The organism is Burkholderia sp. Ac-20384, assembly GCF_017104605.1.
GTDB classification, from domain to species: domain Bacteria; phylum Pseudomonadota; class Gammaproteobacteria; order Burkholderiales; family Burkholderiaceae; genus Burkholderia; species Burkholderia lata.
The window spans coordinates 1-26,797 of sequence record NZ_JAAGPE010000127.1; the positions used below are offsets into that span (position 1 = coordinate 1).

At 67.4% G+C, this 26,797-nt stretch carries 20 protein-coding genes; 13 read left to right on the forward strand and 7 right to left on the reverse strand.

What is annotated here, in order from left to right:
- The coding region (locus G3O00_RS22415) for an acetate--CoA ligase family protein (protein WP_241025290.1) at window positions 1–313 on the forward strand (313 nt) is incomplete at its 5' end.
- Entirely contained in the window at window positions 310–837 is a 528-nt protein-coding gene (locus G3O00_RS22420) for an acetate--CoA ligase family protein (RefSeq protein WP_346778992.1), read from the forward strand. The genes G3O00_RS22415 and G3O00_RS22420, both read left to right, overlap by 4 nt.
- Window positions 838–1,068: 231 nt before the next feature.
- On the opposite strand, the gene G3O00_RS22425 is transcribed toward G3O00_RS22420, so the two are convergent.
- Complete coding sequence (locus G3O00_RS22425) at window positions 1,069–2,199, reverse strand: porin (protein WP_206144358.1); 1,131 nt, start codon at window positions 2,197–2,199, stop codon at window positions 1,069–1,071.
- A gap of 270 nt (window positions 2,200–2,469) precedes the next feature.
- Between G3O00_RS22425 and G3O00_RS22430 the strand changes: the two genes are divergently transcribed.
- The 3 genes from G3O00_RS22430 (at window position 2,470) to G3O00_RS22440 (ending at window position 5,418) form a co-directional block, all read left to right on the forward strand.
- Complete coding sequence (locus G3O00_RS22430; RefSeq protein ID WP_206144359.1) at window positions 2,470–3,048, forward strand: thioesterase family protein; 579 nt, start codon at window positions 2,470–2,472, stop codon at window positions 3,046–3,048.
- Window positions 3,049–3,076: 28 nt separating this feature from the next.
- Entirely contained in the window at window positions 3,077–4,564 is a 1,488-nt protein-coding gene (locus tag G3O00_RS22435; RefSeq protein ID WP_206144360.1) for an aldehyde dehydrogenase, read from the forward strand.
- Between the two features lie 170 nt (window positions 4,565–4,734).
- Window positions 4,735–5,418, forward strand: coding sequence for a phospholipase (locus G3O00_RS22440; RefSeq protein WP_206144361.1), 684 nt, complete (start codon window positions 4,735–4,737; stop codon window positions 5,416–5,418).
- Window positions 5,419–5,470: 52 nt separating this feature from the next.
- On the opposite strand, the gene G3O00_RS22445 is transcribed toward G3O00_RS22440, so the two are convergent.
- Both G3O00_RS22445 and G3O00_RS22450 read right to left on the reverse strand, forming a co-directional pair.
- Window positions 5,471–6,982 (reverse strand): amino acid permease, encoded by a 1,512-nt coding sequence (locus G3O00_RS22445; RefSeq protein ID WP_206144362.1) that lies wholly within the window; start codon window positions 6,980–6,982, stop codon window positions 5,471–5,473.
- Between the two features lie 107 nt (window positions 6,983–7,089).
- Window positions 7,090–8,496: an aspartate ammonia-lyase gene (locus G3O00_RS22450; RefSeq protein ID WP_206144363.1), complete on the reverse strand. Its 1,407-nt coding sequence runs from the start codon at window positions 8,494–8,496 to the stop codon at window positions 7,090–7,092.
- 141 nt (window positions 8,497–8,637) lie between these two features.
- Between G3O00_RS22450 and G3O00_RS22455 the strand changes: the two genes are divergently transcribed.
- Window positions 8,638–9,606 carry a LysR family transcriptional regulator gene (locus G3O00_RS22455; protein WP_174930433.1) on the forward strand — a complete coding sequence of 323 codons (969 nt, stop codon included), beginning with the start codon at window positions 8,638–8,640 and terminating at the stop codon, window positions 9,604–9,606.
- Window positions 9,607–9,720: 114 nt separating this feature from the next.
- Here the strand turns inward: G3O00_RS22455 and G3O00_RS22460 are convergent, their stop codons facing one another.
- Window positions 9,721–10,785: an asparaginase gene (locus tag G3O00_RS22460; RefSeq protein ID WP_206144364.1), complete on the reverse strand. Its 1,065-nt coding sequence runs from the start codon at window positions 10,783–10,785 to the stop codon at window positions 9,721–9,723.
- 324 nt (window positions 10,786–11,109) lie between these two features.
- On the opposite strand from G3O00_RS22460, the gene G3O00_RS22465 reads away from it, so the two are divergent.
- Window positions 11,110–13,350, forward strand: coding sequence for a TonB-dependent receptor (locus G3O00_RS22465; protein ID WP_206144365.1), 2,241 nt, complete (start codon window positions 11,110–11,112; stop codon window positions 13,348–13,350).
- Between the two features lie 45 nt (window positions 13,351–13,395).
- Here the strand turns inward: G3O00_RS22465 and phnY are convergent, their stop codons facing one another.
- Together phnY and G3O00_RS22475 are read right to left on the reverse strand one after the other, a co-directional pair.
- Window positions 13,396–14,850 (reverse strand): phosphonoacetaldehyde dehydrogenase, encoded by a 1,455-nt coding sequence (gene phnY, locus G3O00_RS22470; protein ID WP_206144366.1) that lies wholly within the window; start codon window positions 14,848–14,850, stop codon window positions 13,396–13,398.
- Window positions 14,851–14,894: 44 nt separating this feature from the next.
- On the reverse strand, window positions 14,895–15,242 hold the full coding sequence (locus G3O00_RS22475) for a GNAT family N-acetyltransferase (RefSeq protein WP_174930437.1): 348 nt from the start codon (window positions 15,240–15,242) through the stop codon (window positions 14,895–14,897).
- Window positions 15,243–15,513: 271 nt separating this feature from the next.
- Here G3O00_RS22475 and G3O00_RS22480 point away from each other — a divergent pair, with 271 nt between their 5' ends.
- From G3O00_RS22480 to G3O00_RS22505, 6 genes are all read left to right on the forward strand, one after another.
- Window positions 15,514–17,040: a PLP-dependent aminotransferase family protein gene (locus G3O00_RS22480; protein WP_206144367.1), complete on the forward strand. Its 1,527-nt coding sequence runs from the start codon at window positions 15,514–15,516 to the stop codon at window positions 17,038–17,040.
- Between the two features lie 481 nt (window positions 17,041–17,521).
- On the forward strand, window positions 17,522–20,407 hold the full coding sequence (locus G3O00_RS22485; RefSeq protein WP_241025291.1) for a GH92 family glycosyl hydrolase: 2,886 nt from the start codon (window positions 17,522–17,524) through the stop codon (window positions 20,405–20,407).
- A 374-nt stretch (window positions 20,408–20,781) separates the two neighbouring features.
- The gene (locus G3O00_RS22490) at window positions 20,782–21,180 is read left to right on the forward strand and encodes a nuclear transport factor 2 family protein (protein ID WP_174930439.1); all 399 of its coding nucleotides are present in this window, start codon (window positions 20,782–20,784) and stop codon (window positions 21,178–21,180) included.
- Between the two features lie 160 nt (window positions 21,181–21,340).
- Complete coding sequence (xsc, locus tag G3O00_RS22495; RefSeq protein WP_174930440.1) at window positions 21,341–23,158, forward strand: sulfoacetaldehyde acetyltransferase; 1,818 nt, start codon at window positions 21,341–21,343, stop codon at window positions 23,156–23,158.
- Between the two features lie 128 nt (window positions 23,159–23,286).
- Window positions 23,287–24,321, forward strand: coding sequence for a phosphate acetyltransferase (gene pta / locus G3O00_RS22500; protein ID WP_206144368.1), 1,035 nt, complete (start codon window positions 23,287–23,289; stop codon window positions 24,319–24,321).
- A complete protein-coding gene (locus G3O00_RS22505) occupies window positions 24,318–25,085 on the forward strand; it encodes a sulfite exporter TauE/SafE family protein (RefSeq protein ID WP_206144369.1) in 768 nt (255 codons plus the stop codon). The genes pta and G3O00_RS22505 overlap by 4 nt, the downstream gene beginning before the upstream one ends.
- Before the next feature lie 103 nt (window positions 25,086–25,188).
- Here G3O00_RS22505 and G3O00_RS22510 read toward each other — a convergent pair.
- Window positions 25,189–26,797, reverse strand: a 1,609-nt coding sequence (locus G3O00_RS22510; RefSeq protein WP_206144370.1) for a cobalt chelatase, incomplete at its 5' end; no start/stop codon positions are given.

Below are 26,797 nucleotides of genomic sequence, written 5' to 3' on the forward strand. Positions count from 1 at the left end.
TCCGGTCTGCGTGAAAGTGGTCAGCGATCGCCTGCCGCACAAGACCGAGGCCGGCGCGGTCGCGCTGAAGCTCGCGTCGCCCGAAGCCGTCGCCGCCGCGGTCGAGCGGATGATCGAACAGGTCGCGCACTACGCGCCGGACGTACGCGTCGAGCGCCTCATCGTCGAGAAGATGGCCGACGCCCCGCTGCTCCAACTGATCGTCGGCGTGACGCGCGAGCCTAATTTCCGTCTCGGCCTCGTGCCTCGCACCGGCGGCTCCGATCCGAGGCGCCGGCCGCCGCGCAGCGGCTCGGGTTTCCGGTCTGCGTGAAAGTGGTCAGCGATCGCCTGCCGCACAAGACCGAGGCCGGCGCGGTCGCGCTGAAGCTCGCGTCGCCCGAAGCCGTCGCCGCCGCGGTCGAGCGGATGATCGAACAGGTCGCGAACTACGCGCCGGACGTACGCGTCGAGCGCATCCTCGTCGAGAAGATGGCCGACGCGCCGCTGCTCGAACTGATCGTCGGCGTGAAGCGCGAGCCGAATTTCGGTCTCGCGCTCGTGCTCGGCACCGGCGGCGTGCTGGTCGAACTGATCCGCGACACCGCGACGCTCCTGTTGCCGGTGCGCGAAAGCGACGTGCGCGACGCGCTGCTCGGGCTGAAGCTCGGCCCGCTGCTGACCGGCTATCGCGGGCGGCCGAAGGCCGATCTCGATGCGGTGGTGGCGAACGTGATGGCGATTGCGCGCTTCGCGCAGGCGCACGCCGGCACGCTCGTCGAACTCGACGTCAATCCGCTGCTGGTGATGGCGCGCGGCGCGGTGGCCGTCGATGCGCTGGTGAGGCTCGACGCGTGACACCCGCCGGCCCGCTCATGCGTCGCGCGAGCGGGCCGGTGGCAACCGTGTGCGGCCGTGCGGGCGGTGCTTCGACGCAGTTCGTTCCATGACGCGCGCCGATCGCGCCGCCCGTGCTCACGCAATCGTCGCCGGGCGCATCGCGCAGCGCGGCGACGACGTCACAGTTCGACGCAGGCCCGGACCGGGTCGACGGGGCCGGCCCTGCCCGGCCCGTGCGGGAAAAAAGAATCAGAAGTTGTGCCGCATGCCGATGCGTGCGGCGGCCTGCGTGCGGCTCGTCGACGGCGTGAAGCTGTAGCCGATCACCGCATCGACGCCGCTCGACGCGCGCATCCAGTCGACGGCCGCATACACGTCGGTGCGTTTGGACAACGCGTAGTGCGTGCCGAGCGCGACTTCATGCCAGTGATGCCCTTCGAACGTCGTGTACTGGTAACCCGCGACGAGCGACAGCGGTGCGGTCGCCTGGTACACGCCACCCGCCTCGTACACGCGCATCGTCGACGATTGCCCGTAGCCCTTGAACGTCGTGTTGCTGAAGTCCGCGTTGAGCGTCAGCTTGCCGAGCACGTACGACGCGCCGATCCCGAAGATCGACTGCGAATCGATCGAGAACGGCGTCGAGTCGTGCAGGTCGGTGACGGCGCCCGTCGCCGGATCGACGCTCGCGACCGTCTGCCCGAGCATCGTCCTCACGCCCATCTGCGCATACGGATCGAGCGCCGCGAGCCCGCGCGGCGCATTGAGCCGCGTATAGTTGCCGCCCGCCGAGAAATCGCCGTGCGTGTAGCTCGCGCCCAGGCTCCACGCACTGCCGTCGTGGAAGCTGCCCGCATCGTTGCTGAACGAATACATGCCGCCGACCACGAGCCCGTGAAAGGCGTTGCTGACGAACTTCACCGCGTTCTGCAGCCGGTCGCCGCTCTGGCGGTCGAAGTCGCCGAGGTGCACGCCGTAGCCGCTGCCGAACGCGCTGACGTTGTAGTTCGCGGTGAAATCGAATGCGAAGTCGTACTGGTTGCCGAACGTCAGCGTGCCCCAGTCGTTGCCGAGCCCCACGTACGCCTGCCGCCCGAACATCGCGCCGCCCTGGTTCAGCTTGCCGGTGCCGAGCCGGAAACCGTTCTCGAGCTTGAACACGGCCTTGTTGCCGCCGCCGAGATCCTCGGTGCCCATCAAGCCGACGCGGTTGCCATACGACACGCCGTCGTCGAACAGGTACGCATGCCCGCCGCCCGTATTGTTCACGTAGGTGATGCCGCCGTCGATGATCCCGTACAGCGATACGCTGCTCTGGGCGTGTGCATGACCGTGGACCATCACCGACATCATGCCGGCCAGCAGGAAGCGCTTCTTCATTTTTCGGTGTCTCCGGTTTCCGCACGAGGCGGATCGATTTTTCGTTGTGCGTATTGTGCAGATGTGCCGCCCTGCTTCGTTTCGGCATCGCGGCGCTGGCGAGTATAGATTTCGTTGAATGAATGTTCAATCCGAATAAAGGCGAATCGGCACCGGTGTTTACACGCATCGGCGATATCTTTATTGAAAAAACGTTCAACCCGTCATAACATCGACCGGCAGCCCCCGCGGACGACGTGCGGGCCCGTTCCGAACCTCGGAGTGCACTGGATGACGACCACCCTCAGCCCCGCCGCCGAGCCGCGCCTGCGCTCGGCCTACGAAGGACAGAAGTCGCGCCCGTACGACCCGGCCGCGCCGATCGCGACACCGCTCGAACTGCATCGCTGCACCGTGCAGCCCGAGTGGGTCGACTACAACGGCCACATGAGCGAATCATGCTATCTGCTCGTGTTCGGCGACAGCAGCGATGCGTTCTTCCGCTACTTCGGCATCGACGACGACTATCGCGAGGCTGGCTGCTCGATCTACTCGGCGGAAACGCATATCCGCCACCTGCGCGAAGCGATGCTCGGCGAACCGCTCAGGCTCACGGTGCGGCTGCTCGACCTGGACGACCGGCGGCTGCACGTGTTCCATTCGATGCATCACGCGACGACGGGCGCGCAACTCGCGACCGGCGAGCAACTGCTGACCCACGTCGACATGCGCGCGAAGCGCTCCGCGCCGTTCCCTGCCGCGATGCGCCGGCATCTCGACGCGATTCACGCCGAACACGCGCGCGCGCCGCTCGAACCGCAGGCGGGCCGCGCGATCGCGATCCGCCGCCCCACGCCTGCTTCACGCTGATCTCGCCGACCCACGACGGAGTGTTCCCATGCAGACGAACGACGCCTGGCGCACGCGCGCCGGCCTGCTCGACATCGATTCCCGCGCATTCGTGGACGGCACGTTCCGCGACGCGCACGACGGCGCCACCTTCGCGTGCACGAGCCCGATCGACGGCCGCACGCTCGCGCAGGTCGCACATTGCCGACAGGCCGACGCCGACCTCGCGGTCGCGGCCGCACGGCGCGCGTTCGACAACGGTGCGTGGCGCGACGCGTCGCCGCGCGAACGCAAACGCGTGCTGCTGCGCTGGGCCGCGCTGATCCGCGAGCACGCGGACGATCTCGCGCTGCTCGAAACGCTCGACACCGGCAAGCCGATCGGCGACACGACCACGATCGACATCCCGTCCACCGCGTACTGCGCCGAGTGGTTCGCCGAAGCGATCGACAAGACGGGAGGCGAAGTCGCGCCGGCCGACGCGCATCTCGTCGGGCTCGTCACGCGCGAGCCGATCGGCGTGGTCGCGGCGGTCGTGCCGTGGAATTTTCCCGCGATGATCGCGATGTGGAAGTGCGCGCCGGCGCTCGCGGCCGGCAACAGCGTCGTGCTGAAACCGTCGGAGAAATCGCCGCTCAGTGCGCTGCGGCTCGCCGCGCTGGCCGCTCAGGCCGGGCTGCCCGCCGGCGTGCTGAACGTGCTGCCGGGCTTCGGCGATGCGGGCGAAGCGCTCGCGCGGCACCCGGACGTCGACTGCATCGCGTTTACCGGCTCGACCGCGGTCGGCCACAAGGTCGCGCGCTGTGCGGCCGATTCGAACCTGAAGCGCGTGTGGCTCGAGCTCGGCGGCAAGTCGCCGCAGATCGTGCTGCCCGACTGCCCGGACCTCGAACGCGCGGCGCGCACCGTCGCGCATGCGGTGTTCTACAACACCGGGCAAATGTGTACGGCAGGCTCCCGTTTGCTCGTCCATCGTGCGATCCGTGACGAACTCGTCGCGCGCGTGCTCGCGATCGCGCCCGAGTATGCGCCCGGCGATCCGCTGTCGCCCGCTACGCGCATGGGCAGCCTGATCGATGCCGCGCAGGTCGAGCGTGTGCTCGGCTACGTCGATGCGGGCCGCGACGAAGCGACGTTGCTCGCGGGCGGCAAGCGCGCGCGCACCGGGAGCGGCGGCCAGTACGTCGAACCGACCGTGTTCGACTGTCCGCGTGCCGATGCGCGGATCGTGCGCGAGGAGATTTTCGGGCCGGTGCTGGCGGTCACGGCGTTCGACGATCTCGATACGGCCATCGCGCACGCGAACGACACGCGCTACGGGCTCGCGGCATCGGTGTGGACGGCCAACCTGACGACCGCGCACGAAACCGCGCGCCGGCTGCGGGCCGGCACGGTGTGGGTGAACGGCTACGAGGAAACCGACGACATGAACTTTCCGTTCGGCGGCTTCAAGGAATCGGGCAACGGGCGCGACAACTCGCTGCACGCGCTGGAGAAATATACGGAGCTGAAGTCGACGGTGATTCGGTTGCGGTGACGCGAAACGGGCGGCGCCGGCCACCCGTTTCGTCATGCATTCGATTTGTCTGAACAACCGAGCACACGGCAATTCATTCCAGACAGGAAACAATCAATCGCCATCCGGCGATTCACCTCGCCGCGCGCACGCTCTAGACTGTCGCATCGCTCCCCTCCCGGACCCACGCAATGACCGACGTCCTGCCGCTGACCACCGATCCCGAGTCGGGCCTCCAGTACCGGCTGCGCCCGGCCACCGGCCGCCCCGCCGCCCGCCTGTTGCTGCTGCATGGCGTCGGCGGCAACGAAACCAACCTGCTGAACCTGGCCGACGTCATCGATCCGCGCATCGAGATCGCATTCCTGCGCGGCCCGCTCACGTTCGGGCCCAACCAGCATGCGTGGTTTCCGGTGCGCTTCGGCCCGACCGGCCCCGAAATCGACGCGGCCCGCGCGGACGCGAGCCGCACCAAGCTGATCACGCTGCTGCGCGCCTTCCACGCCGGCGGTGACGCGGGCGCCGCGTTGCCGACGGTGATTGCCGGCTTCAGCCAGGGCGGCATCATGAGCGCGAGCGTCGGCCTCACGTCGCCGCAGGACGTCACCGCATTCGCGGTGTTGTGCGGGCGCATCCTGCCCGAAATCGATCCGCTGATCGCGCCGCGCGATGCACTCCGCCCGCTCCATGCGCTGATCGTGCACGGCCGCTATGACGACAAGCTGCCCGTCGCATGGGCCGACACCGCCGACGCGAAACTCACGGCGCTCGGCGTCGCGCACGATACGCGGCTGTACGCGGCCGGCCATGAACTGACCGCGGAAATGGCCGCCGATTTCGGCCGCTGGGTCGGCGAGCGCACCGGGTTGAACTGACTGTAACGGGACGCCGGGGCGCCGGCCGCGAACGACCCGGCGCGCCCCTTCTTCAGGCGCCCCGCGCCGGATCGGCGACGGCGCGCGTGGCCGCGGACGCACGCGCATCCGCCGCCTGCTCCCGCGCGGCACCGCGCTTCGCCAGCTTCCAACCGACCACCAGCGCGAGCACGACGACCGGAATCGTCGCGATGGTCCACGTGCCGCCCGGATAGTCGAATGCCATCAGCACCAGCACGCCGACGAGGAAGGCCAGCGTGAGCCACGACGTGAACGGCGCGCCGGGCATCCGGAACGACACGGCCTTCAGCTCGCCGCGATCGACCGCGCGGCGGAACAGGATCTGACACATGACGATGAAGCCCCAGGTCGTGATGATCCCGAGCGACGCCATGTTCAGCACGATCTCGAACGCCTGGGCCGGCACGATGTAGTTCAGCGGCACGCCGATCGCATTGATCGCGACCGTGATCAGGATCCCGCCGTACGGCACGCCGCGCGCATTCATCCGCGACACGAAGCGCGGCGCCGAACCGCCCATCGCGAGCGAGCGCAGCACGCGCCCGGTCGAATAGAGGCCGGAGTTCAGGCTCGACAGCGCGGCGGTCAGCACCACGACGTTCATCACGGTGCCGACGTACGGCACGCCGAGCTTGCTGAAGAACGTCACGAACGGGCTTTCGTGCGCGCTGTACGCCGTCCACGGCAGCAGCATCGTCAACAGCACGACCGAGCCGACGTAGAACAGCGCAATGCGCCACATCACGCTGTTGATGGCCTTCGGCAACACCTTGCGCGCATCGGCGGTCTCGCCCGCCGCGACGCCGACGAGCTCGATGCTCGCGTAAGCGAACACGACGCCCTGCACAATCAGCACGGCCGGCAGGATGCCGTGCGGAAAGATCCCGCCGTGATCCGCGACGAGATGCAGCCCCGGCATCTGGCCAGCGACCGGATGGCCGCTCGCGAGAAACACGGCGCCGACCGCGAGGAACACCGCGAGCGTGCCCACCTTGACGATCGAGAACCAGAACTCCATCTCGCCGAACACCTTCACGCCGATCATGTTCATCACCGACACGATCCCGAGCGCGCCGAGCGCGAACACCCACTGCGGCACGTCCGTAAACACGGCCCAGTACTTCATGTAGATCGCGACCGCGGTGATATCGACGATGCCGGTCGTCGCCCAGTTCAGGTAGTACATCCAGCCCGCGACGAACGACGCGCGCTCGCCCATGAACTCCCGTGCGTACGACACGAAGCTGCCGCTGGTCGGTCGGTGCATCACGAGCTCGCCGAGCGCGCGCATGATCAGGAACGCGAACGCGCCGCAGACGAGATACACGAGCGCGAGCGCGGGCCCCGCGTGCTGCAGGCGGCCGCCCGCCCCGAGAAACAGGCCGGTGCCGATCGCACCGCCCATCGCGATCATCTGCACGTGCCGCGGCTTCAACTGCTTCGCGTAGCCGGCTTCGTGCGACGCGAACATCGCATCGGGGTCGGCATGACGGAAATCCGCGCCGCCGGCCGGATCGGCCGGGCGCTCGCTGTTGTGTGTCATCGTGAGTCTCCAATGTTTCTTGATGTGTCGCGCCCCGCGCGGGGCGCGCTTCTGGCTCTATCGGGCGCGGGCCGCCGGCGGCATGTGCCGGCGCCGCGCAGCCGGCGTCAAAGCACGCGCGGCCGGATCAGTGCTTCGGGCTGCAGCGCTTCTTCGACCTGCGCATCGGTCATCCACTCGCGCTCCAGCACGACCTCGCGGATCGACTTGCCGGTCGCGTGCGCTTCGGCCGCCACGGCGGTCGCGCGCTTGTAACCGATGTACGGGTTCAGCGCGGTCGCGAGCGCGACCGAGCGCTCCATCGTTTCGCGCAGCCGCTCCGGGTTCGCGGTGATCCCGCTCACGCAACGCTGCGCGAGCGTCGTGCACGCGGCCGTCAGATGGCTGAAGCTGCGGAACAGCGCGCTGGCGATCACCGGCTCGAACGCATTGAGCTGCAGTTGCCCGGCTTCGGCGGCGAAGGTCACGGTCAGGTCGTTGCCGAACACCTCGAACGCGACCTGGTTCACGACTTCCGGGATCACCGGATTCACCTTGCCGGGCATGATCGACGAACCGGCCTGCACGGGCGGCAGGTTGATTTCGCCGAACCCCGCGCGCGGGCCGCTCGACAGCAGCCGCAGGTCGTTGCAGATCTTCGACAGCTTCACGGCGATCCGCTTGAGCACACCCGACACCTGGACGAACGCGCCGCAATCCTGCGTTGCTTCGATCAGGTTCGGCGCGGTGCTCAGGTCCAGCCCGGTAATGCGCCGCAGCGCCGCCAGCGCCTTCTCCGCGTACTGCGGATGCGCGGTGATCCCCGTGCCGATCGCGGTCGCGCCGAGGTTGATCTCGCGAATCAGCCAGCCGGCTTCCTGCAGGCGCGCGATGTCTTCCGTCAGCATCACCGCGTAGGTCGAGAACTCCTGGCCGAGCGTCATCGGCACCGCGTCCTGCAACTGCGTGCGACCGAGCTTCAGCAAGCCGGCGAACGCGTCGGCCCGCTCCGCGAACGCATCGCGCAGGCGCGCCATCGCTTCGAGCAGGTGCTCGACCGCGAAGCAGGTCGCGACGCGGATCGCGGTCGGATAGACGTCGTTGGTGCTCTGCGCGAGGTTCACGTGCTCGTTCGGATGCAGGTATTCGTACTGCCCGCGCGCATGCCCCATGATTTCGAGCGCGCGGTTGCAGATCACCTCGTTCGCGTTCATGTTGGTCGACGTGCCGGCGCCGCCCTGGATGATGTCGACGATGAACTGGTCGTGCAGCCGCCCTTCGCGGATCTCGACGCACGCGGCGGCGATCGCATCACGGTACGGCTGCGGCAGCAGCCCGAGCTCACAGTTGGCGTCGGCCGCGGCCTCCTTCACGGCGGCGAGCGCCATCACGAGGTACGGCAGCGACGCAATCGTGCGGCCCGAAATGTCGAAATTCTCCTTCGCGCGCAGCGTATGAACGCCGTAGTACGCCTCATCCGGAATACTTCGTTTACCTAAAAGATCCGCTTCGACGCGGAAGCCGTTTTCTGTCATCGTGCCCTCCTGGGTGTCTCGTGCCGCTCGTCGTTCGCCGCTTCCCGACGCGACGGGTTCGCATTCTATGCCTTTGCAAAAACAAGCTCGCTTCTGTATTATCGAAAGCGGTTTTGCGTGGGACGCAACAGCGAGAATCGAATGAAAAAAGGCGCGAGAGAAACCGGCATCGATCACATGGGCGCGATGCGCGCGTTCGTCAGAGTGGTCGAAACGGGGAGTTTTTCGGCGGTCGCGAAGGAGATGCATGTGTCGACGTCCACCGTCGCGCGCAAGGTCACGGCGATCGAGGAGGCGCTCGGCGTCGCGCTGCTGCACCGCTCGACGCACAGCGTGACGCTCACCGAAGCCGGCCATATCTACCTGGAACGCGCCGTCACGCTGATCGCCGATCTCGACGACACCTTGCGCGTCGTCGCCGAGCTGAATGCGCAGCCGAGCGGCCCGCTGAAGCTCACCGCGCCGGTGGCATTCGGCCGCCGCCATCTGGCGCCGCTGGTCGCACCGTTTCTCGCGCGCTACCCGACGATCCAGCTCGACGTACGGCTCACCGACAACCACAACGACCTCGTGGCCGGCGGCTTCGATCTCGACATCCACGAAGGCGAGAACTACCTGGACAACCTCGTCGTCCACCGCCTGTCGCGTAACGACAGCATCCTGTGCGCGACACCCGGCTATCTCGACCGCTGCGGGCGCCCGTCCACGCCGGACGAGCTCAAGCAACACAACTGCCTGCGCTACGTGCACCCGGAAGGCGATCCGCGCTGGGATCTCGTGAACGGCGATGCGCATCACAGCCTGTTGCCGGCCGGCAACCTCGTCACCGACCATTCGGAGCTGCTGCTCGAAGCGACCTGCGCGGGGCTCGGCATCGCGGAGTTCGAGATCTGGCTGGTGCGCGACCTGCTCGCGAGCGGCCGGCTCGAAGCCGTGCTGCCGCGCTACCGGCTGCAGAACCGGCTGACGGGCGAATACATCTACATTGCGTATCTCGCGAACCGGCGCAGCTCGGCGAAGCTGCGCGTGCTGAAGGACTTTCTCGCGGAACACCTCGCGCATGTCGGCGAGCTGTCGGAGCTGGAACTGACGAAGATTCGCGGCGCTTAGCGCGTAGCGCACGCGCTCGCCTTCACGCTCGCGCCGGCCGACAGGCAGACGCGCGCGCACGCCGCCATGCACGGCCCGGGTCGCGGGCCGGCGGCGTCAGCGCATCCGCACCGTTCAGCCCGGCTGCAATTCGAACGGGAACGCGGCGTGCCCGATCTCGACGCCCTGTGTGTTGACCATCCGCGGCCGATGGAAGCCGGCCAGTGGCGCACGCTGCGCGGCCGTGCCGATCTGCAGCCGCTCGAGGAGTTCGCTGACCACCATGTAGAGCACGTCGAGATTGCCGTCCTCGATCTTCACCGAGATGCCGAGCGCGCCGTCAGCGCCCAGCGCCCGCGTGCGCTCGGACGCCCGCACGCCGATCCCGTAGCACGCATCGGCGCCGAGCTTGCCGACCACCTGCCCGCCGAACGCGTTCATCAGCACCGTGCAATAGCGCCCGTCGCCGGCAACCAGCTCCGGATAGGCGGTCATCGCACGATGAATCCGCGCCAGCGCACGCACGCGATCGGTGATCGCGTCACCGCCCGCCTCCACCGTATCCGCGCCGTCGGCCAGCGACGCGTAGAGCCGCGCGAGCCGGTCGAGCGAAAACGCCGGCGTCGGCAGGTTGCACCCGTCGATCGCCCAGCCCACTTCGTCGTCACGCAGCCCGCACGCATCGGCCACCACGTGCTTCACGCGCATCTGCATCGGATGATCGGGCAGATGGTAATCGGCAATCGCGGCGCCGATCGCCTGCGCGCCGGCCAGCATCCCGACATGCTTGCCCGAACAGTTGCTGCACACGCCGGTCGGCGTGTAGTCGCGCTTGATCCACGAGCGGTACACCGCGTCGGACAACGGCGGATGGCCGCCGCAACGCAAGTCCGATTCGTGTGCAGCGACCTTCGCGAGCATCGCGCGCGTGCGCTCGATATGCCGGTCCTCGCTGCTGTGCGACGCGCACATCAGCGCGATGTCCGCATCGTCGAAGCCGAAGCGTTCGGGCGCGCCCGTCTCGATCACCGACAGCGCCTGCGCCGGCTTGGCCGCCGAGCGCGCCAGCGTCATCCGGAACGGATCGCCGAACCGGGCCAGCAGCCGGCCGCGTGCATCGACCACCGCCACATGGGCGACGTGCGTGTTCTCGATCGCCTCGCCTCGGTACGTGACGACTGCTGCGCGTGGGGTGTCCATCGTGTGTTGTCTCCTTGCTCGGGGCCTGCTTGCCGGGGCCCGTCCAACCGGTACGGCAGTGTATCGAGTCACTGCCGCCGCACGCACGGGCGGGCGATGGAAAGCCGTATTGCACGCGACGCAAAGGCGATCCCGCCCCCACGAAAACCTGACCGAATTAGTACAAAACCCATTCGATCGTTTACAGAATTGGTACCAATCCGTACAATTGCGACCGCAAACGCGAATCATACGCATTTACATTGACGTTTTCCGATGTTCGGCGCGGCCCGGCCGGTATCGAGAAGACGCACCTGCTCACCGAACCTTCTGCTGCCTCTCGATATGCCCGCCCAGTTCAAGACGAGGCCTCGCGCCCTCGTGTCGGCGCTGACCTGCTCCGTTTTCCTGACGCCGCTGCTCGCCTCTGCCCAAGCCGCCCCTGCTTCCGCCCCCGCCGCCGACCAGCCCGCCCCGTCCGCCGACGTGCAGGCGACGCTGCCGACGATCAACGTCAAGTCGACCGCGCCGTCGGACATGCAGGTGAAGCGTTCGCCGTCGTACAAGTTCACCGCGCCGCTGCTCGACACGCCGCGCTCGATCACGGTGATCCCGGAGCAACTGATCAAGGAAAAGAACGTCACGTCGTTCGCCGACGCGCTGCGCTCGGTGCCGGGCATCACGTTCCTCGGCGGCGATGCGGCCGCGAACCCGTCGGCCGACCGCCCGGTGATCCGCGGCTTCGAATCGCGCAACTCGATCTTCGTCGACGGGATGCGTGACTCGGGGCTGCAGAACCGCGAAACGTTCGCGGTCGAGCAGATCAGCGTGATCAAGGGCCCCGATTCGGTCTATGCGGGCCGCGGCTCGGTGGGCGGCAGCATCGACATCGTCACGAAGACGCCGAAGAACGACGACTTCATCAACAGCAGCATCGGCTTCGGCACCGACGGCTACAAGCGCGCGACGGTCGACGCGAACCACAAGATCAACGACACGACGGCCGTGCGCCTGAACGTGATGGGTCACGACGCGAACCAGGCCGGCCGCAACGACGTGTACAACAAGCGCTGGGGCGTCGCGCCGTCGATCGTGTTCGGGCTGAATACGCCGACCACGGTCACGGTCAGCTACTACCACATGAACTCGTACGACATGCCGGACTTCAGCGTGCCGTTCCGCGCGTCGGGCGGCACGCCGGTGCCGACCGATCGCGGCCAGTTCTTCGGGCTGAACACGCGCGACTACCGCTACGGGCAGACCGACACCGCCCAGGTGCGCGTCGAGCACAAGCTCAACGACGACTGGAAGCTGAAGAACACGACGATGTTCGGCCGCTCGACGCTCGACTACGTCGCGACGAACCCGCAGATCCTCGCGTCGAACCCGAACATGCTGAGCCTGCAGGCGAAGAGCGGCAAGTACGCGCTCAACGGCTTCTCGAACCAGACCGAAGTGACCGGCAGCGCGAGCCTGTTCGGCATGAAGCACACGATGACGGCCGGCGTCGAGTTCAGCCATGAACAGGCGCGCTACGAGGGCTACCTCGTGTCGGATTCGGCCGGCAACAACATCCGCTCGGGCGGCCCGTGCTCGGTGGCCGGCAACTGCACGCCGCTCGCGGGCGGCTGGAACCCGAACATGCCGTGGACCGGCAACATCGTGCTGAACGGCGACAAGGGCTTCCCCGGCCCGACGACGAACACGCGCACCGACACGGTTTCCGCGTACATCTTCGATACCGTGAAGCTGTCCGAGCGCTGGCAGTTCAACACCGGGCTGCGCTTCGACCGCTACGACACGACCGGCAAGCAGGCCGGCGTGGCCGACCTGTCGAACACGTCGAACCTGTTCAGCTACCAGTTTGGCCTCGTGTTCAAGCCGGTGAGCAACGTGAGCCTGTATGCGTCGTACGGCACGTCGTCGAACCCGCCAGGTGCGAACAGCGGCCTCGGCGGCGGCACCGACCAGATCACCGCGACGAACCAGGATCTCGCGCCGGAACGCTCGCGCAACATCGAGATCGGCGCGAAGTGGGACGTGCTGCAGGACCAGCTGTCGCTCACGTCGGCGCTGTTCCAGACGGAGAAGACCAATGCGCGCGTGAGCGACGGCCTCGGTCACACGGTCAACGCGGGCAAGCAACGCGTGCGCGGCGTCGAATTCGGCTTCGCGGGCAATGTGACGCCGAAGTGGCACGTGTTCGGCGGCTACTCGTACCTGAACGCGATCACGACCGATGCAGGCCCCGGCAGCCCGGGCGCATCGGGCCTGCCGATGGTGATGGTGCCGAAGCACAACTTCACGCTGTGGACGAGCTACGACGTGATGCCGAAGCTCACGCTCGGCGCCGGTGCGACGGTGATGAGCCAGACCTACGCGTCGGTATCCGCGACGACGAAGAAATGGACGCCCGGCTACGCACGCTTCGACGCAGCCGCAACCTGGCGCGTGAACAAGACGATGGACGTGCAGCTCAACGTGCAGAACCTGTTCGACAAGAAGTATTACTCGAGCGCGTATCCGATCTACGCGACGTGGGCGCCGGGCCGTTCGGCGATGGTCACGCTCAACTTCTATCAGTAATGCCGTTGGCGGCGGGAGGGCGTGGTACGCCCTTCCCCGCCACGCTCACCACGGCAGCGAGTACGTCTTCACGTTCGTGAAGCTCTTCATCGCTTCCTGTACGCCTTCCTTGTACCCCAGCCCCGAATCCTTCACGCCGCCGAACGGTGTCAGTTCGAGCCGGTAGCCCGGCACTTCGCGCACGTTCACGCTGCCGACTTCCAGCTCGGTGATGAAGCGCGTGATGCTGTCGAAGCGGTTCGTGCAGACCGACGACGACAGCGCATAGTCGGTGCTGTTCGACATCCGGATTGCTTCGTCGATGTCGCTGAAGCGCATGATCGGCGACACGGGGCCGAAGGTTTCGTATTTCACCAGCGGCATGTCGGGCGTCACGCGATCGATCACCGTCGGTGAATACAGCGCGCCGTTGCGGACGTTGCCGACCAGGAGCCGCGCGCCGCGTGCGATCGCGTCGTTCACCTGCTGCTCGCAGAACTTTGCGGCCGCCTCGTCGATCACCGTACCCATGTCGACCGACGGATCGGCCGGATTGCCGTACGACCACGCACGCGTCTTCTCGACCACCAGCTCCGTGAAGCGATCGGCTACCGACTCGTGCACGAGCATCCGCTTGATCGCCGTGCAGCGCTGCCCCGAGTTTTTATACGAACCCGACACCGCCAGCGTGCTCGCTTCGTCGAGATCGGCATCGTCCATCACGATGATCGGATCGTTGCCGCCGAGTTCGAGCACCGCGCGACGGTAGCCCATCCGCGACGCGATCGACTTGCCGATCGACACACCGCCCGTGAACGTGATCAGATCGATCGCCGGGTTCGTGATCAGCTCGTCGGCGATCTCCCGCGGGTCGCCGGTGAGCACCTGCAGCATCTGCGGCGGCAGGCCGGCTTCGTACAGGATGTCCGCGAACAGGTAGCACGACAGCGGCACCTTCTCCGACGGCTTCACGACCATCCGGTTGTTGGTGGCCACCGACGGCACGATCTTGTGCGCGACCTGGTTCATCGGGTGGTTGAACGGCGTAATCGCGGAAATCACGCCGAGCAGCGGATCACGCTGCGTATACACGCGGCGCTTCTTGCCGTGCGGGGTCAGGTCGCACGAGAAGATCTGCCCGTCGTCCTTCAGCACTTCACCGGCGCCGAACGTCAGTACATCCGCCACGCGGCCGGCTTCGTAAGTCGAATCCTTGACGCACAGGCCGGACTCGGCCGTGATCAGCCCGGCAATCTCGGCCGTGCGCGCGCGCACGATCTCGGCCGCTCGACGCAGGATCGCCGCACGATCGTGCCGCGTGAGCGCAGGCCGGTAAGCGCGTGCGACCGCGAACGCGCGCCGTACGTCATCCAGCGTCGCCTGCGGCACGGTGCCGACCAGCGAGCCGTCGTACGGGTTGCGCACGTCGATGACTGCGTCGCGCCACACGCGCTGCCCGTCGATGCGCAATGCTTCGTGCCGCACGTCGGATGCGGGAATCGGCTTCAGGACCGTGCTCATGTCGTCTCCGTCTTCGTGTAGCGTGATCGTGGCCACGCTTTCGGTTAACGCACCACCACCAGCCCTTCGTATTCGAGGCAGCGGCACAGCGTCGCCCATGCCGGCGTATCGGGCCATTCACGCGCGCGGGCATCGATGCGGATCGGCCGGCCGAATTCGCGCGACGCGCACGCCAGCAGCGTGTGCGCGATGCCGCTGCGCCGATACGCGGGTTCGACGAACAGCCGCGTGAGCGCCGGCGATCGCGCGGCGCCGCCACCACCGCCATCGTCGTCGATACCGAGTTCGCCGATCGCCTCGTCGTCGCGATACGCGACCGCCGTCGCACGTGCGTCGTCGAACACGATGCGGATCACGCGCTCGCAGCGATCCCTGAATACGACGACGTGCATGGCGCCCCTCTCCTTTGCATCACGCTGCAGGCGAACGCGATGCGCGCACGCCTCCCTGCGCCCGCGAACCGGGGACTTATCCGGATCGTCCAGGGGCGACGGTTTGAGTATCGTCTTGCCACGTCGGCGCGCAGTAGTGCCAGACGACACATTTCATTGAGTCCACATCCGCGGCGCGACGCGCGTATTCTCGCGACACCGCGCCCCTCGCGGGCCGCGCGCACACCACGCGCACCGCCTCGCGTTTCCCGCACCGATCACAGGAGGAAGCATGCCGAGTCGTACCCCGACCGCCTTATGGGCCCAGCAGTTCCGGCGGTCGTCGGCGTCGAGCCTGCAGGACCAGATCCGGCGGATGCTCGTGGCCGCGATCCTCGACGGCCAGCTCGCACCCGATGCCGCGCTGCCGTCGAGCCGCGAGCTCGCCGACCAGCTCGGCGTCGCGCGCAACACCGTCGTGCTTGCGTACCAGATGCTCGTCGAAGAGGGCTACCTGATCTCGCGCGAACGCAGCGGGCACTTCGTGAACCCGAAGATGCTCGAGGGCCTGCCCGGCTTCGCGGCCGCCAAGCCTGCTGCACAGCCCGGCGGCGGCGACGAAACGCCCGGCCGCCCCGCATGGGACACGCGCATCGCGCATCCGCCGTCGAGGCAGCGCAACATCGTGAAACCCGCGAACTGGCAGCACTACGAATTTCCGTTCATCTACGGGCAATTCGACCAGTCGCTGTTTCCGACCAACGACTGGCGCGAATGCTGCCTGAAGGCGCTGTCGGTGATGGAGATCCGCAACTGGGCGCCCGACCTGATCGAGCGCGACGACGAATCGCTGATCCAGCAGATCCGCACGCGCGTGCTGCCGCGGCGCGGCGTGTTCGCGATGCCCGACGAGATCGTCGTCACGAACGGCTGCCAGCAGGCGCTGTACCTGATCGCGGACCTGCTGTGCGGCAAGCACACGACGGTCGGCTTCGAGAACCCCGGCTATCCGGACGCGCGCAACATCTTCGAGAACCGCAACGCGCGGCTGCTGCCGCTACCCGTCGACGGCCACGGGATCGCACCCGCCACGCTCGGCGATACGCTCTCGCGCTGCGATTACGTGTACGTGACCCCGAGCCACCAGTGCCCGACCACCGCGACGATGCCGGTCGAGCGGCGCCGCGCGCTGCTCGATTGCGCGCAGCAGCACGATTTCGTGATCATCGAGGACGACTACGAGAGCGAGAACACGTTTTCCGGCACACCGCATCCGGCGTTGAAGAGCCTCGACACGGCCGACCGCGTGATCTACGTCGGCAGCCTGTCGAAGACGTTCGCGCCGGGGCTGCGGCTCGGCTACGTGGTCGGGCCGCGCGAGCTGATCCGCGAGCTGCGTGCGCTGCGGCGGCTGATGGTGCGCCACCCGGTCGCGTATATCCAGCGCGCGTTCGCGACCTTTCTCGCGCTCGGCCATCACGACGCATTGCTGCGCCGGCTTGCGCATGCGTACAGCGAGCGCTCGCAGGCGTTGATGGCGGCGCTCGACGCGCATTTGCCGGAAGCGCGCTACGTGCAGGTGACGGGCGGCGCGTCGTGCTGGGTCGAAGGCCCGCCGTGGCTCGATGCAACACGCCTCGCGGCCGATGCGCAGGAAGCCGGCATCCTGATCGAGCCGGGCAGCGTGTTCTTCATGAACGATGAAGGCGATGCGCGACGCTGCTTCCGGATGGGGTTTTCCGCGATCCCGCTCGAGCGGATCGAGCCGGGTGTGCGGGCGCTCGCGCAATGTGTGCGCACGCAACGTCCGGAGGCCTAACCTCAGGCGAAAAAGCGTCGTGCGCCGGCGCTGTGCAGTCACCCGGAAGCACGAACGTTGCGTGTGCGGCGGTCAGCCAACCCGTTTCGACGATCGGCCGAGCTCACCCTGCGGGGTGACTCACAGCCGCGCGCTTGCGGACCGACTCTTTCGCGTATCGGTGATTGGCAGGCGTGAACGCAACACGCATCGATTCGACCGGCAAGTCATTTTCCGCCGCCTCATCGGACACCACGTGCGACGCTCGCTTTTGCACGCCGCTACCGTGCGATTTCGACACGACATCACCGGGATTCGTCTCGTTTCGATTCGTTTAGTAAATCCAATAAAAACATTACAACTCTCCAATTCCGGTTGACAACGGATTCGTCCAAATCCTAGTGTTACGACGCTGAAAGACGGCAACCCGCGACGACGAAGCAACGGTTCGATCGACTGGATTGCCAAAGAAAAAAGTGCGTGGACAACCGGAGGGGCGATCATGATTCGATTCACGACGCTCGCGGCAATCCTGGCCGCGGCGTGCATGTTGAACGGGTGCGGAGGCGGCGACGGCAGCGACGGAACCGCGGCGTCGGTAATGGCGGCACGCCCGTCTGAAGCCGTGGCCGATACGACCCATCTCGATGACAACCGCAGCCTGTCGTTGACGCAGTATGTCGATCCGCTGATCGGCACGCTCGCGAGCAATTCGCCGAACCCGGTACCGGCGGGACAAGCCGGCAGCGTCGAACCGGCCGCCGGCCTGCCGTCGGGCATGGTGCAGTGGGCGCCCGACACCAACACCACGCCCGCGCCGAACAGCAGCCAGGAGCCGAACTCGCCCGCCGGCTACTACTACGACATCCACTCGATCCAGGGTTTCAGCCTGACCCACATGCCGGGCGCTGGCTGCAGCGGCAACAACGGCGAATTTCCGGTCATGCCGACCACCGACCCGACACAGCTCGCACCGACCTTCAGTCATGCGAATGAAACGGCCAGGCCGGGCTACTATTCCGTGCTGCTCGATTCGCAGATCAAGGTGGAGCTGACCGCCACCCTGCGCACCGGCTTCGGCCAGTTCGCGTATCCGGCCGGCAAACCGGCCCTGCTGGTGCTCGACGCGACCCGCACCAACACCAAGACCTCGACCACCGGCGCCATCACGCAGGTTTCCGACAGCGCCATCTCGGGCAGCACGATCGGCGGCGGGTTCTGCGGCAACTCGGTACCGGTGCCCGTCTACTTCTACGCCGCCTTCGACCAGGCCTTCACGTCGGCCTCGATTTCGCACGGCGTGGCCCAGCTTGGGTTCCGCTCCGGCCAGACGGTCAGGATGAAGATCGGCATCTCCTACGTCAGCGTCGCGAACGCGAAAGCCAACCTCGACGCGGAAAATCGCGGCTGGGACTTCGCGGGCGTGCGAACGCAGGCCGATCGCATCTGGAATGACCGCCTGAACAGCATCCGCGTGGCAGGCGGCACGCTCGACGCGAAGAAGAAGTTCTACACGGCGCTCTATCACGCGCTGTGGGCACCGAGCATCTTCAGCGACGTGAACGGCCAGTACATCGGCTTCGACAACACCGTGCATCAGGTCGCCAAGGGCCAGCAGGCCCAGTATTCGTCGTTCTCGGGCTGGGACATCTATCGCTCGCTGATCCAGCTGAAGTCGATCCTCAACCCGTCCGAAACCAGCGACATGATCCAGTCGCTGATCAACGACGCGGATCAGTGCGGCGCGATTCCGCACTGGGTCAACGACAACGTCGAGGACGGCGTGATGCCGGGCGACGCCGGTTCGCTGATCGTCTCGAACGCCTACGCGTTCGGCGCGCGGCGCTTCGATACGCAATCCGCGCTGCAGCACATGGTGAAGATGGCGAACATCCCCGGCACGGCCTGCAACAACGTGACCACCAACGGCGGTCGCGCGAGCTACCTGCAGACCGGCTACATCACCAACGGCGAGTGGGGACAGGCTTCGTCCACGCTCGAATACACGAGCAGCGATTTCGCGATCTCGCGCTTCGCCGGGGCACTCGGCGATGCCGCCACGCAGCGCATGCTGCTGAGCCGCTCGGCCTACTGGCAGAACCTGCTCAACACCGCGCTGACGCCGCCACTGATCGCGGCGCGCCAGTCGAACGGCGCGTGGATTCCCGAGACGCCGAGCAGCGGCGACAACTACGTGGAAGGCAATGCCGAGCAGTACACGTGGATGGTGCCGTACAACGGCGCCGGCCTGTTCGCGCAGCTCGGTGGCAATGCGGCGGTGACGTCGCGGCTCGACCAGTTCTTCACGGTGCTCAATGCCGGCCTGAGCCTGCCCAACTTCTACATGGGCAACGAACCGACCTTCGAGGTGCCCTGGCTCTACAACTGGGCCGGGCAGCCGTCGGGCACGCAGCGCGTGGTGCAGCAGATCCTCGCCAGCGCGTTCGGCACCGGCCCCGACGGCTTGCCCGGCAACGACGACCTCGGCGCCGTGTCGGGCTGGTATGTCTGGGGCGCGCTGGGCCTGTATCCGCAGATCCCCGGCGTGGCGGGCCTGGCGATCGGCAGCCCGCAGTTCCCGCAGATCGACGTACGGCTCGGCAACGGCCGCACGTGGCGGATTCGCACCGAGGGTGCGCCCGCGTCCAGCTACGTGCAGTCGCTGTCGATCAACGGCCGCGCTCACGATGTGCCGTGGGTCGCGTACGACGACATCGCGAACGGCGCGACGCTGCACTTCGCGATGGGCAGCGCGCCGTCGCAATGGGGCAGCCGGAAGCAGCCGCCGTCGTTCGGCGTGCCGGTGGCGGTCAACGCGGTCGACAGCTACAACAATCGCGGCTTCAGCGCGGACGGTGCGACCAATACCGACGGCCAGGGCGCGGACTTCGACGGCAGCCTGTTCAGCTACTCGCTGAATGCGCTGGCAGCGGCGGGCGTGCAGCCCGGCAAGCCGTTCGCGGTGGCCGGCGCCAGCGTGGCGGTGGCAGGCGGGCCGCTCTCGCTCGACAACACCGTGACCGTCGGCCAGACCGTGATGCTGCCGCCGGGATCGGCCGGCACCGGCGTCGTGGTGCTCGGCTCGTCCAACAATGGCCCGAGCAGCGGCACCGCGCAGCTGAATTTCACGGATGGCTCGAGTCAGGCGGTCACGCTGGCCTTCGACGACTGGACGCTGAACGGGGGCAGCGCGCACGCCAGCGCGGCGGTCGCCGTCACGATGGCTTACCGCAACTCGGGCGGCGGCCAGCAGGACAACGTCAAGACCTACATCTTTGCGCAGAAGATTCCGGTGCCGCCCGGCAAGGTGGTGACGAGCATCGTGCTGCCGCGCCAGGTGAGCGCCGGGAAGATGCACGTGTTCGGCGTCGGGATGGCGGCGTCTTGATGCCCGCATGACCGGCGGGGATGCATCGGGCCTTCCGATGCATCCCCTCGCCGGCCGGCATCGCTGCCGCGCGATCGGCGGCCACCGCGACTCATCGCGCCACCGCAACGGTTTCGCGATATTCCCCGCAGCAGATCTTTTTGCTCATCGCTCCGCGTCGATGATTCCTGTCGCTGCGCGTCAACGAACCCGCCGCCGGGAACCCACGGGGCGCCGGTAGACGGGCGCGCCGGCCCGGCGTCTCCCCCTGGCCCAAGCGAAACCTCCCGACTGGCGCTACCGCCAAAAACGAGCGCTCACTAACGTGTCGATACCGCGTGCCGCATGCGCGCCAGCGCCTTGCGCACCGCCCACCATTCGACAGGAGACACGTTATGGCAGACACGCTCACCGGCCCCGTCACGGCCGCCACGCTCGCGGCATTTTCCGACGCATTCAACCGGCACGACGCCAACGCGCTGATGGGTTTCATGACCGAAGACTGCGTATTCGACGCGGCCGGCGGCCCCGACATCCACGGCACCCGCTTCGTCGGCCGCGACGCGGTGCGCGCCGCGTTCGAAGCCGTGTTCAAGACCTTCCCCGACGCGCACTGGGGTCGCGGCCGCCATTACGTCGCCGGCGAGCGCGGCGTCTCCGAATGGGTGTTCACGGGCACGCACGCTGAAGGCTGGCGCATCGAAGCCGAAGGCTGCGACCTGTTCGAATTCCGCGACGGGCTGATCGCCGTCAAGCGCGCGTTCCGCAAGGAACGGCCGAAGCAGCCGGCCTGAGCGCGCCACCCGGGTCACCGTACCTCACGCGCATTTTGAAACGAATCATTTCATTTCATTCCACATTCCCCGGCGGCGGGCGGAATGACTTGACCGGCCTTCCCCAGCAAATAGCATCTGGAACAAGACGTTCCGTTAATTGAACAATCGGAGACAACCCATGAGCGAACAATCCACTTCCCTGCGTGCATCGGCGAACGGTCCGCAGGACATGACGCCGTCCGAAGCCTTCGTCGAGACCCTCGCGGCCAACGGCGTGACCGACATGTTCGGCATCATGGGCTCCGCGTTCATGGATGCGATGGACATCTTCGCGCCGGCCGGCATCCGCCTGATCCCGGTCGTGCACGAACAGGGCGCGGGCCACATGGCCGACGGCTATGCGCGCGTGTCGGGCCGCCACGGCGTCGTGATCGGCCAGAACGGCCCCGGCATCAGCAACTGCGTGACGGCAATCGCGGCCGCGTACTGGGCGCACAGCCCGGTCGTGATCGTCACGCCTGAAGCCGGCACGATGGGCATCGGCCTCGGCGGTTTCCAGGAAGCGAACCAGCTGCCGATGTTCCAGGAATTCACGAAATACCAGGGCCACGTCACGCACCCGGCGCGGATGGCCGAATTCACCGCGCGCTGCTTCGACCGCGCGCAGGCCGAGATGGGCCCGACGCAGCTGAACATCCCGCGTGACTACTTCTACGGCAAGGTCAAGGTCGAGATTCCGCAACCGCGCCGGCTCGATCGCGGCGCCGGCGGCGAACAGAGCCTGGACGATGCGGCCGCGCTGATCGCGCAGGCGAAGTTCCCGGTGATCATCTCGGGCGGCGGCGTCGTGATGGCCGACGCGATCGAGGAATGCAAGGCGCTCGCCGAACGGCTCGGCGCGCCGGTCGTCAACAGCTACCTGCACAACGACTCGTTCCCGGCGAACCATCCGCTGTGGTGCGGCCCGCTCGGCTACCAGGGCTCGAAGGCGGCGATGAAGCTGCTGTCGCGCGCAGACGTCGTGATCGCGCTCGGCTCGCGCCTCGGGCCGTTCGGCACGCTGCCGCAGCACGGGATGGACTACTGGCCGAAGGACGCGAAGATCATCCAGATCGACGCGGATCACAAGATGCTCGGCCTCGTGAAGAAGATCTCGGTCGGCATCTGCGGCGACGCGAAGGCCGCGGCGGTCGCGCTCACGCAACGCCTCGAAGGCCGCACGCTCGCGTGCGACGGCTCGCGCGGCGATCGCGCGGACCAGATCGCGACCGAGAAGGCCGCGTGGGAAAAGGAACTCGACGACTGGACGCACGAGCGCGACGCGTACAGCCTCGACATGATCGAGGAGCAGAAGCACGAGAAGCCGTTCAGCGGCGGCCAGTACCTGCACCCGCGCCAGGTGCTGCGCGAACTCGAGAAGGCGATGCCCGAGGACGTGATGGTGTCGACCGACATCGGCAACATCAACTCGGTCGCGAACAGCTACCTGCGCTTCAACAAGCCGCGCAGCTTCTTCGCGGCGATGAGCTGGGGCAACTGCGGCTATGCGTTCCCGACGATCATCGGCGCGAAGGTCGCGGCACCGCACCGCCCGGCCGTGTCGTATGCGGGCGATGGTGCGTGGGGCATGAGCCTGATGGAAACGATGACCTGCGTGCGCCACAACATCCCGGTCACGGCCGTCGTGTTCCACAACCGTCAATGGGGCGCGGAGAAGAAGAACCAGGTCGACTTCTACAACCGCCGCTTCGTCGCCGGCGAACTCGACAACCAGAGCTTCGCGGAAATCGCGCGTGCAATGGGTGCCGAAGGGATCACGGTCGACCGTCTCGAAGAGGTGGGCCCGGCGCTCAAGCGTGCGATCGACATGCAGATGAACGAAGGCAAGACGACGATCATCGAGATCATGTGCACGCGCGAACTCGGCGATCCGTTCCGCCGCGATGCGCTGTCGAAGCCTGTGCGCACACTCGACAAGTACAAGGACTACGTGTGATGCCGCGTCGCTGACGCAACCCGTTGCCGGTCGCGCGCCCCTCTCGCGCGGCCGGCCCTCCGGCCGGACGCCGTGCCCCGTGCGGGCCGCCGCATCCGGCCGTTTTTTCTTTTTTACCCGAGCGAACGATGAAAGCCCTCGACCGCATTCTCGACGCCGCGCGCCGCCAGCCGATGCGCATCGCGCTGTGCGAAGCCGACGATCCGCGCGTGCTGCAGGCTGCCGCGCGCGCGACGCGCGATGGCATCGCCCGCATCGTGCTCGTCGGCAACCATGCGGCCATTCACGCCGCGGCTGCGCGCGACGCGATCGACCTCGACGGCATGACGCTCGTCGACCCGGCCACCGCCGCGCAACGCGATGCCTATGCCGACACGCTGCATGCGTTGCGCAAGAACAAGGGCATGACGGCCGATGCCGCGCGCGATGCGGTACTCGACCCGCTCTGCCATGCGAACCTGATGGTGCGGCTCGGCGATGCGGACGGCTCGGTCGCGGGCGCCGTGCATGCGACGGCCGACGTCGTGCGTGCAGCCATCCAGTTGATCGGCGTCGATCCGGCGTTCCGGATCGTGTCGAGCTTCTTCCTGATGATGCTGTGCGAGCCGTTTCACACGATCAAGGGCGGGCTGATCTTCTCCGACTGCGCGCTGGTCGTCGATCCGGATGCCAACCAGCTCGCCGAGATCGCGATGGCTGCCGCCGACAGCGCACACGCGCTGCTCGGCGAGGCGCCGCGCGTCGCGATGCTGTCGTTCTCGACGAGCGGCAGCGCGCATCATGCAGCCGTCGACAAGGTGACGGCCGCGACCGCGCACGTGCGCGAACGGCGCCCCACGCTCGCGATCGACGGTGACGTGCAGCTCGACGCGGCGATCGTCGCGGAAATCGCCGAGCGCAAGATCGCGCATTCGCAGGTGGGCGGCCACGCAAACGTGCTCGTGTTCCCGAGCCTCGAAGCCGGCAACATCGGCTACAAGCTCGCCGAGCGAATCGGCCGCGCGAAGGCCGTCGGCCCGCTGCTGCAAGGCTTGCGCCGCCCCGCGAACGACCTGTCGCGCGGTTGCAGCGCCGACGACGTGTATCACGTGATCGCAGCGACCACCGTGCAGGCGCAGGCAGCCGCGCAGCGCGCCGCAACCGGCGAGGCCGCACACGCATGACAGCCGACAAACTGGCGATCCTGATCGCGGTGATCGGCGCCGGCAGCTATTTCCAGACCGTCACCGGCTTCGGGCTCGGGATGATCGTGATGGGCGCGACGAGCGGCTTCGGGCTCGCGCCGCTCGCCACCGTCGCCACGCTGATGAGCGTCGTGTCGCTCGCGAACGGCGCGACCGCGTTGCCCGGCCGGTTGCATCACATCGACTGGCGCGCGGTCGGCGCGGCGACGCTCGGCATCCTGCCGTCGGTCGTCGCGGGCGTGCTGCTGCTCGAATGCCTGAGCCGCTCGGCGGCCGACCTGCTGCAACTGATCCTCGGCGCGGTCGTGCTGTACGGCGGCCTGAGCGCGGCGCTGCGGCCGGCGCCGCTCACGGAGCGCTCGGACAACCGCAGTTTCTTCGTCAGCGGCCTGTTCGGCGGGTTGCTGAGCGGGATGTTCGGCGTGTCGGGGCCGCCGCTGATCTTCCAGTTCTACCGGCAGCCGCTGACGCTCGTGCAGATTCGCTGCGCGCTGATCGTGCTGTTCACGACGACTTCGGCCACGCGCGTGCTGTACAGCGCATGTGAAGGCCAGCTCGATCGCGACATCTGGCTGCTGTCCGCGATCGCGACGCCGGTCGTGATGCTGACGACGGTGGCCGCGCGCCACTACCCGCCGCCGCTGTCGCCGGTCGCGTTGCGCCGGCTTGCGTTCGGCGTGCTGATGGCGATCGGCATCGGGCTGATCGCGACGTCGCTGCCGCCGCTGCTGCATCGCGCTTGACGTCGCACGGCGTGCGCCGCGTCGAACCGCCCTGCTCCCGGCAATCGATTCGGACGCGACGCGTACGCGTCCGCTGCGCCCGCGTCGAATGCGATCGCCCGCTTCACCGCCGCGCGCCGATCCATCCGGCGATTTCGACGAGCCGCTTCATATCGGGCGCCGACGCAAGATCGATCGCCAGCCGGTGCCGGTAATACGGGCCGAGATCGAGGCCGACGCCGAGCCCGAGGACTTCGACGCGGCCGGCCGCCTCCTGGCGCGCGACCACCTGCTTCAGGTGGTTGTCGAGGTAGAACGGATCGTTCGCGAGCGCCGTCGCGCCGTCCATCGGGCTGCCGTCCGAGATCACGACGAGGATCTTGCGCGCCTCAGGCCGTGCCGCGAGCCGCGCGCACGCCCATTCGACCGCTTCACCGTCGACGCCCTCGCGGAACAGGTCGGCCTTGAACAGTGCGGCAATGCCCGTGCGTGCATGTCGCCAACGGGTATCCGCGTCCTTGAACACCAGGTGGCCGGTTTCGTTGAGCCGGCCCGGATGGCGCGGCTTGCCGCGCGCGAGCCAGTCCTGCCGCGCGCGGCCGCCGTTCCAGGCGAGCGTCGTGAAGCCGAGCACTTCGGTTGCGAGACCGGCGGCATCGCCCGCGCGGGCCAGCGTGTCGACCATCAGCGCGACACCGTCGATCCACGTCTTCATCGACCCGGAACAGTCGATCAGGAACGCGAGCGCGCAGTCGGCGTGCGGCCGCACGCGTTCGAGCCGGAACAGCCGCCGTTCGGCCGGCGAGCTGACCAGTTGCGCGAGCCGGCGGCCATCGAGGCGGCCGTGCTCCTCGCCGAACGACCAGCCATCGGCCTGCGGCACGACGAGCGCCGCGCGCAGCACACGTGCGAGCCGCGTGACGTTGATCCGCTGTGCGGCAACCTGGCCGTCGAGCCGGTCGCGATACTCGCGCAACAGTGCCGCGCGGATCTGCGCGGCCGGCCGGAGCTCGCGATCGTAACGCGTCGTGTACGCACGGTAGACGGCGTCGCCGCCTTGCAGCACGACGCTGTCGCCCGTTTCCACGAGTGCCGGCAGGTCGATGCCCGTCTCGTCGAAATCGACCCACAGCGAGAAATTCGTCAGTGCATCGTCCTGCTCGCGCGCCGCTTCCGTCTCGGTTTCCACGACGGCCGCACGCGCGTCGCGGATCATCGACGCAATGCGCTTCGCAAGCGCGAGTGCATGTTTCGCGAATGCGCGCTGATCGTGCCGGCACCGCTTGAGCCCCGCGAGCGGCACACCGATCTCGGGCACGATCGCCGCGCGCGACGCTTCGATCAGGTCCTCCGTCTCCTCGAGCACCGGCCAGCCCGTCAGCCGCGACCATGCGATCTGCGCGACCGTGTACACGAGAATCCCGACATGCGTATCGGCCTGCCCCGACCGGTGAAACGCGCGCGACCAGGTTTCGAAACGATGACGCAGGTTCTGCACGACACCGCGCATGGCGGGCGGCGCGAGCGATTCGCAACGCAACTGCTCGAGCATTTCGAACAGCACGCGTTCGACCGGATCGTCGCCGGACAGCGCGCGATGCAGGTCGGCATCCGAATGCAGGATGCGCAGCGCGGCGCCGTCGGCCGCGCCGCGCCATGACGCGAGATCGTCGTCGGCAGCCTGGGCGCGCAGGTGCGGCGCATGGATCGGCAACGGCCGCAGGTCGCGGCAC

What these genes read in the sequence shown, in the direction of transcription:
- G3O00_RS22430 (WP_206144359.1), top strand. Translation starts at nt 2,470, where the DNA reads ATGACGACCACCCTCAGCCCCGCCGCCGAGCCGCGCCTGCGCTCGGCC.
- phnY (WP_206144366.1), bottom strand. Translation starts at nt 14,850, where the DNA reads ATGAGCACGGTCCTGAAGCCGATTCCCGCATCCGACGTGCGGCACGAA.
- G3O00_RS22505 (WP_206144369.1), top strand. Translation starts at nt 24,318, where the DNA reads ATGACAGCCGACAAACTGGCGATCCTGATCGCGGTGATCGGCGCCGGC.
- xsc (WP_174930440.1), top strand. Translation starts at nt 21,341, where the DNA reads ATGAGCGAACAATCCACTTCCCTGCGTGCATCGGCGAACGGTCCGCAG.
- G3O00_RS22480 (WP_206144367.1), top strand. Translation starts at nt 15,514, where the DNA reads ATGCCGAGTCGTACCCCGACCGCCTTATGGGCCCAGCAGTTCCGGCGG.
- G3O00_RS22485 (WP_241025291.1), top strand. Translation starts at nt 17,522, where the DNA reads ATGATTCGATTCACGACGCTCGCGGCAATCCTGGCCGCGGCGTGCATG.
- G3O00_RS22435 (WP_206144360.1), top strand. Translation starts at nt 3,077, where the DNA reads ATGCAGACGAACGACGCCTGGCGCACGCGCGCCGGCCTGCTCGACATC.
- G3O00_RS22450 (WP_206144363.1), bottom strand. Translation starts at nt 8,496, where the DNA reads ATGACAGAAAACGGCTTCCGCGTCGAAGCGGATCTTTTAGGTAAACGA.
- G3O00_RS22460 (WP_206144364.1), bottom strand. Translation starts at nt 10,785, where the DNA reads ATGGACACCCCACGCGCAGCAGTCGTCACGTACCGAGGCGAGGCGATC.
- G3O00_RS22455 (WP_174930433.1), top strand. Translation starts at nt 8,638, where the DNA reads ATGAAAAAAGGCGCGAGAGAAACCGGCATCGATCACATGGGCGCGATG.
- G3O00_RS22465 (WP_206144365.1), top strand. Translation starts at nt 11,110, where the DNA reads ATGCCCGCCCAGTTCAAGACGAGGCCTCGCGCCCTCGTGTCGGCGCTG.
- pta (WP_206144368.1), top strand. Translation starts at nt 23,287, where the DNA reads ATGAAAGCCCTCGACCGCATTCTCGACGCCGCGCGCCGCCAGCCGATG.
- G3O00_RS22445 (WP_206144362.1), bottom strand. Translation starts at nt 6,982, where the DNA reads ATGACACACAACAGCGAGCGCCCGGCCGATCCGGCCGGCGGCGCGGAT.
- G3O00_RS22475 (WP_174930437.1), bottom strand. Translation starts at nt 15,242, where the DNA reads ATGCACGTCGTCGTATTCAGGGATCGCTGCGAGCGCGTGATCCGCATC.
- G3O00_RS22490 (WP_174930439.1), top strand. Translation starts at nt 20,782, where the DNA reads ATGGCAGACACGCTCACCGGCCCCGTCACGGCCGCCACGCTCGCGGCA.
- G3O00_RS22425 (WP_206144358.1), bottom strand. Translation starts at nt 2,199, where the DNA reads ATGAAGAAGCGCTTCCTGCTGGCCGGCATGATGTCGGTGATGGTCCAC.
- G3O00_RS22440 (WP_206144361.1), top strand. Translation starts at nt 4,735, where the DNA reads ATGACCGACGTCCTGCCGCTGACCACCGATCCCGAGTCGGGCCTCCAG.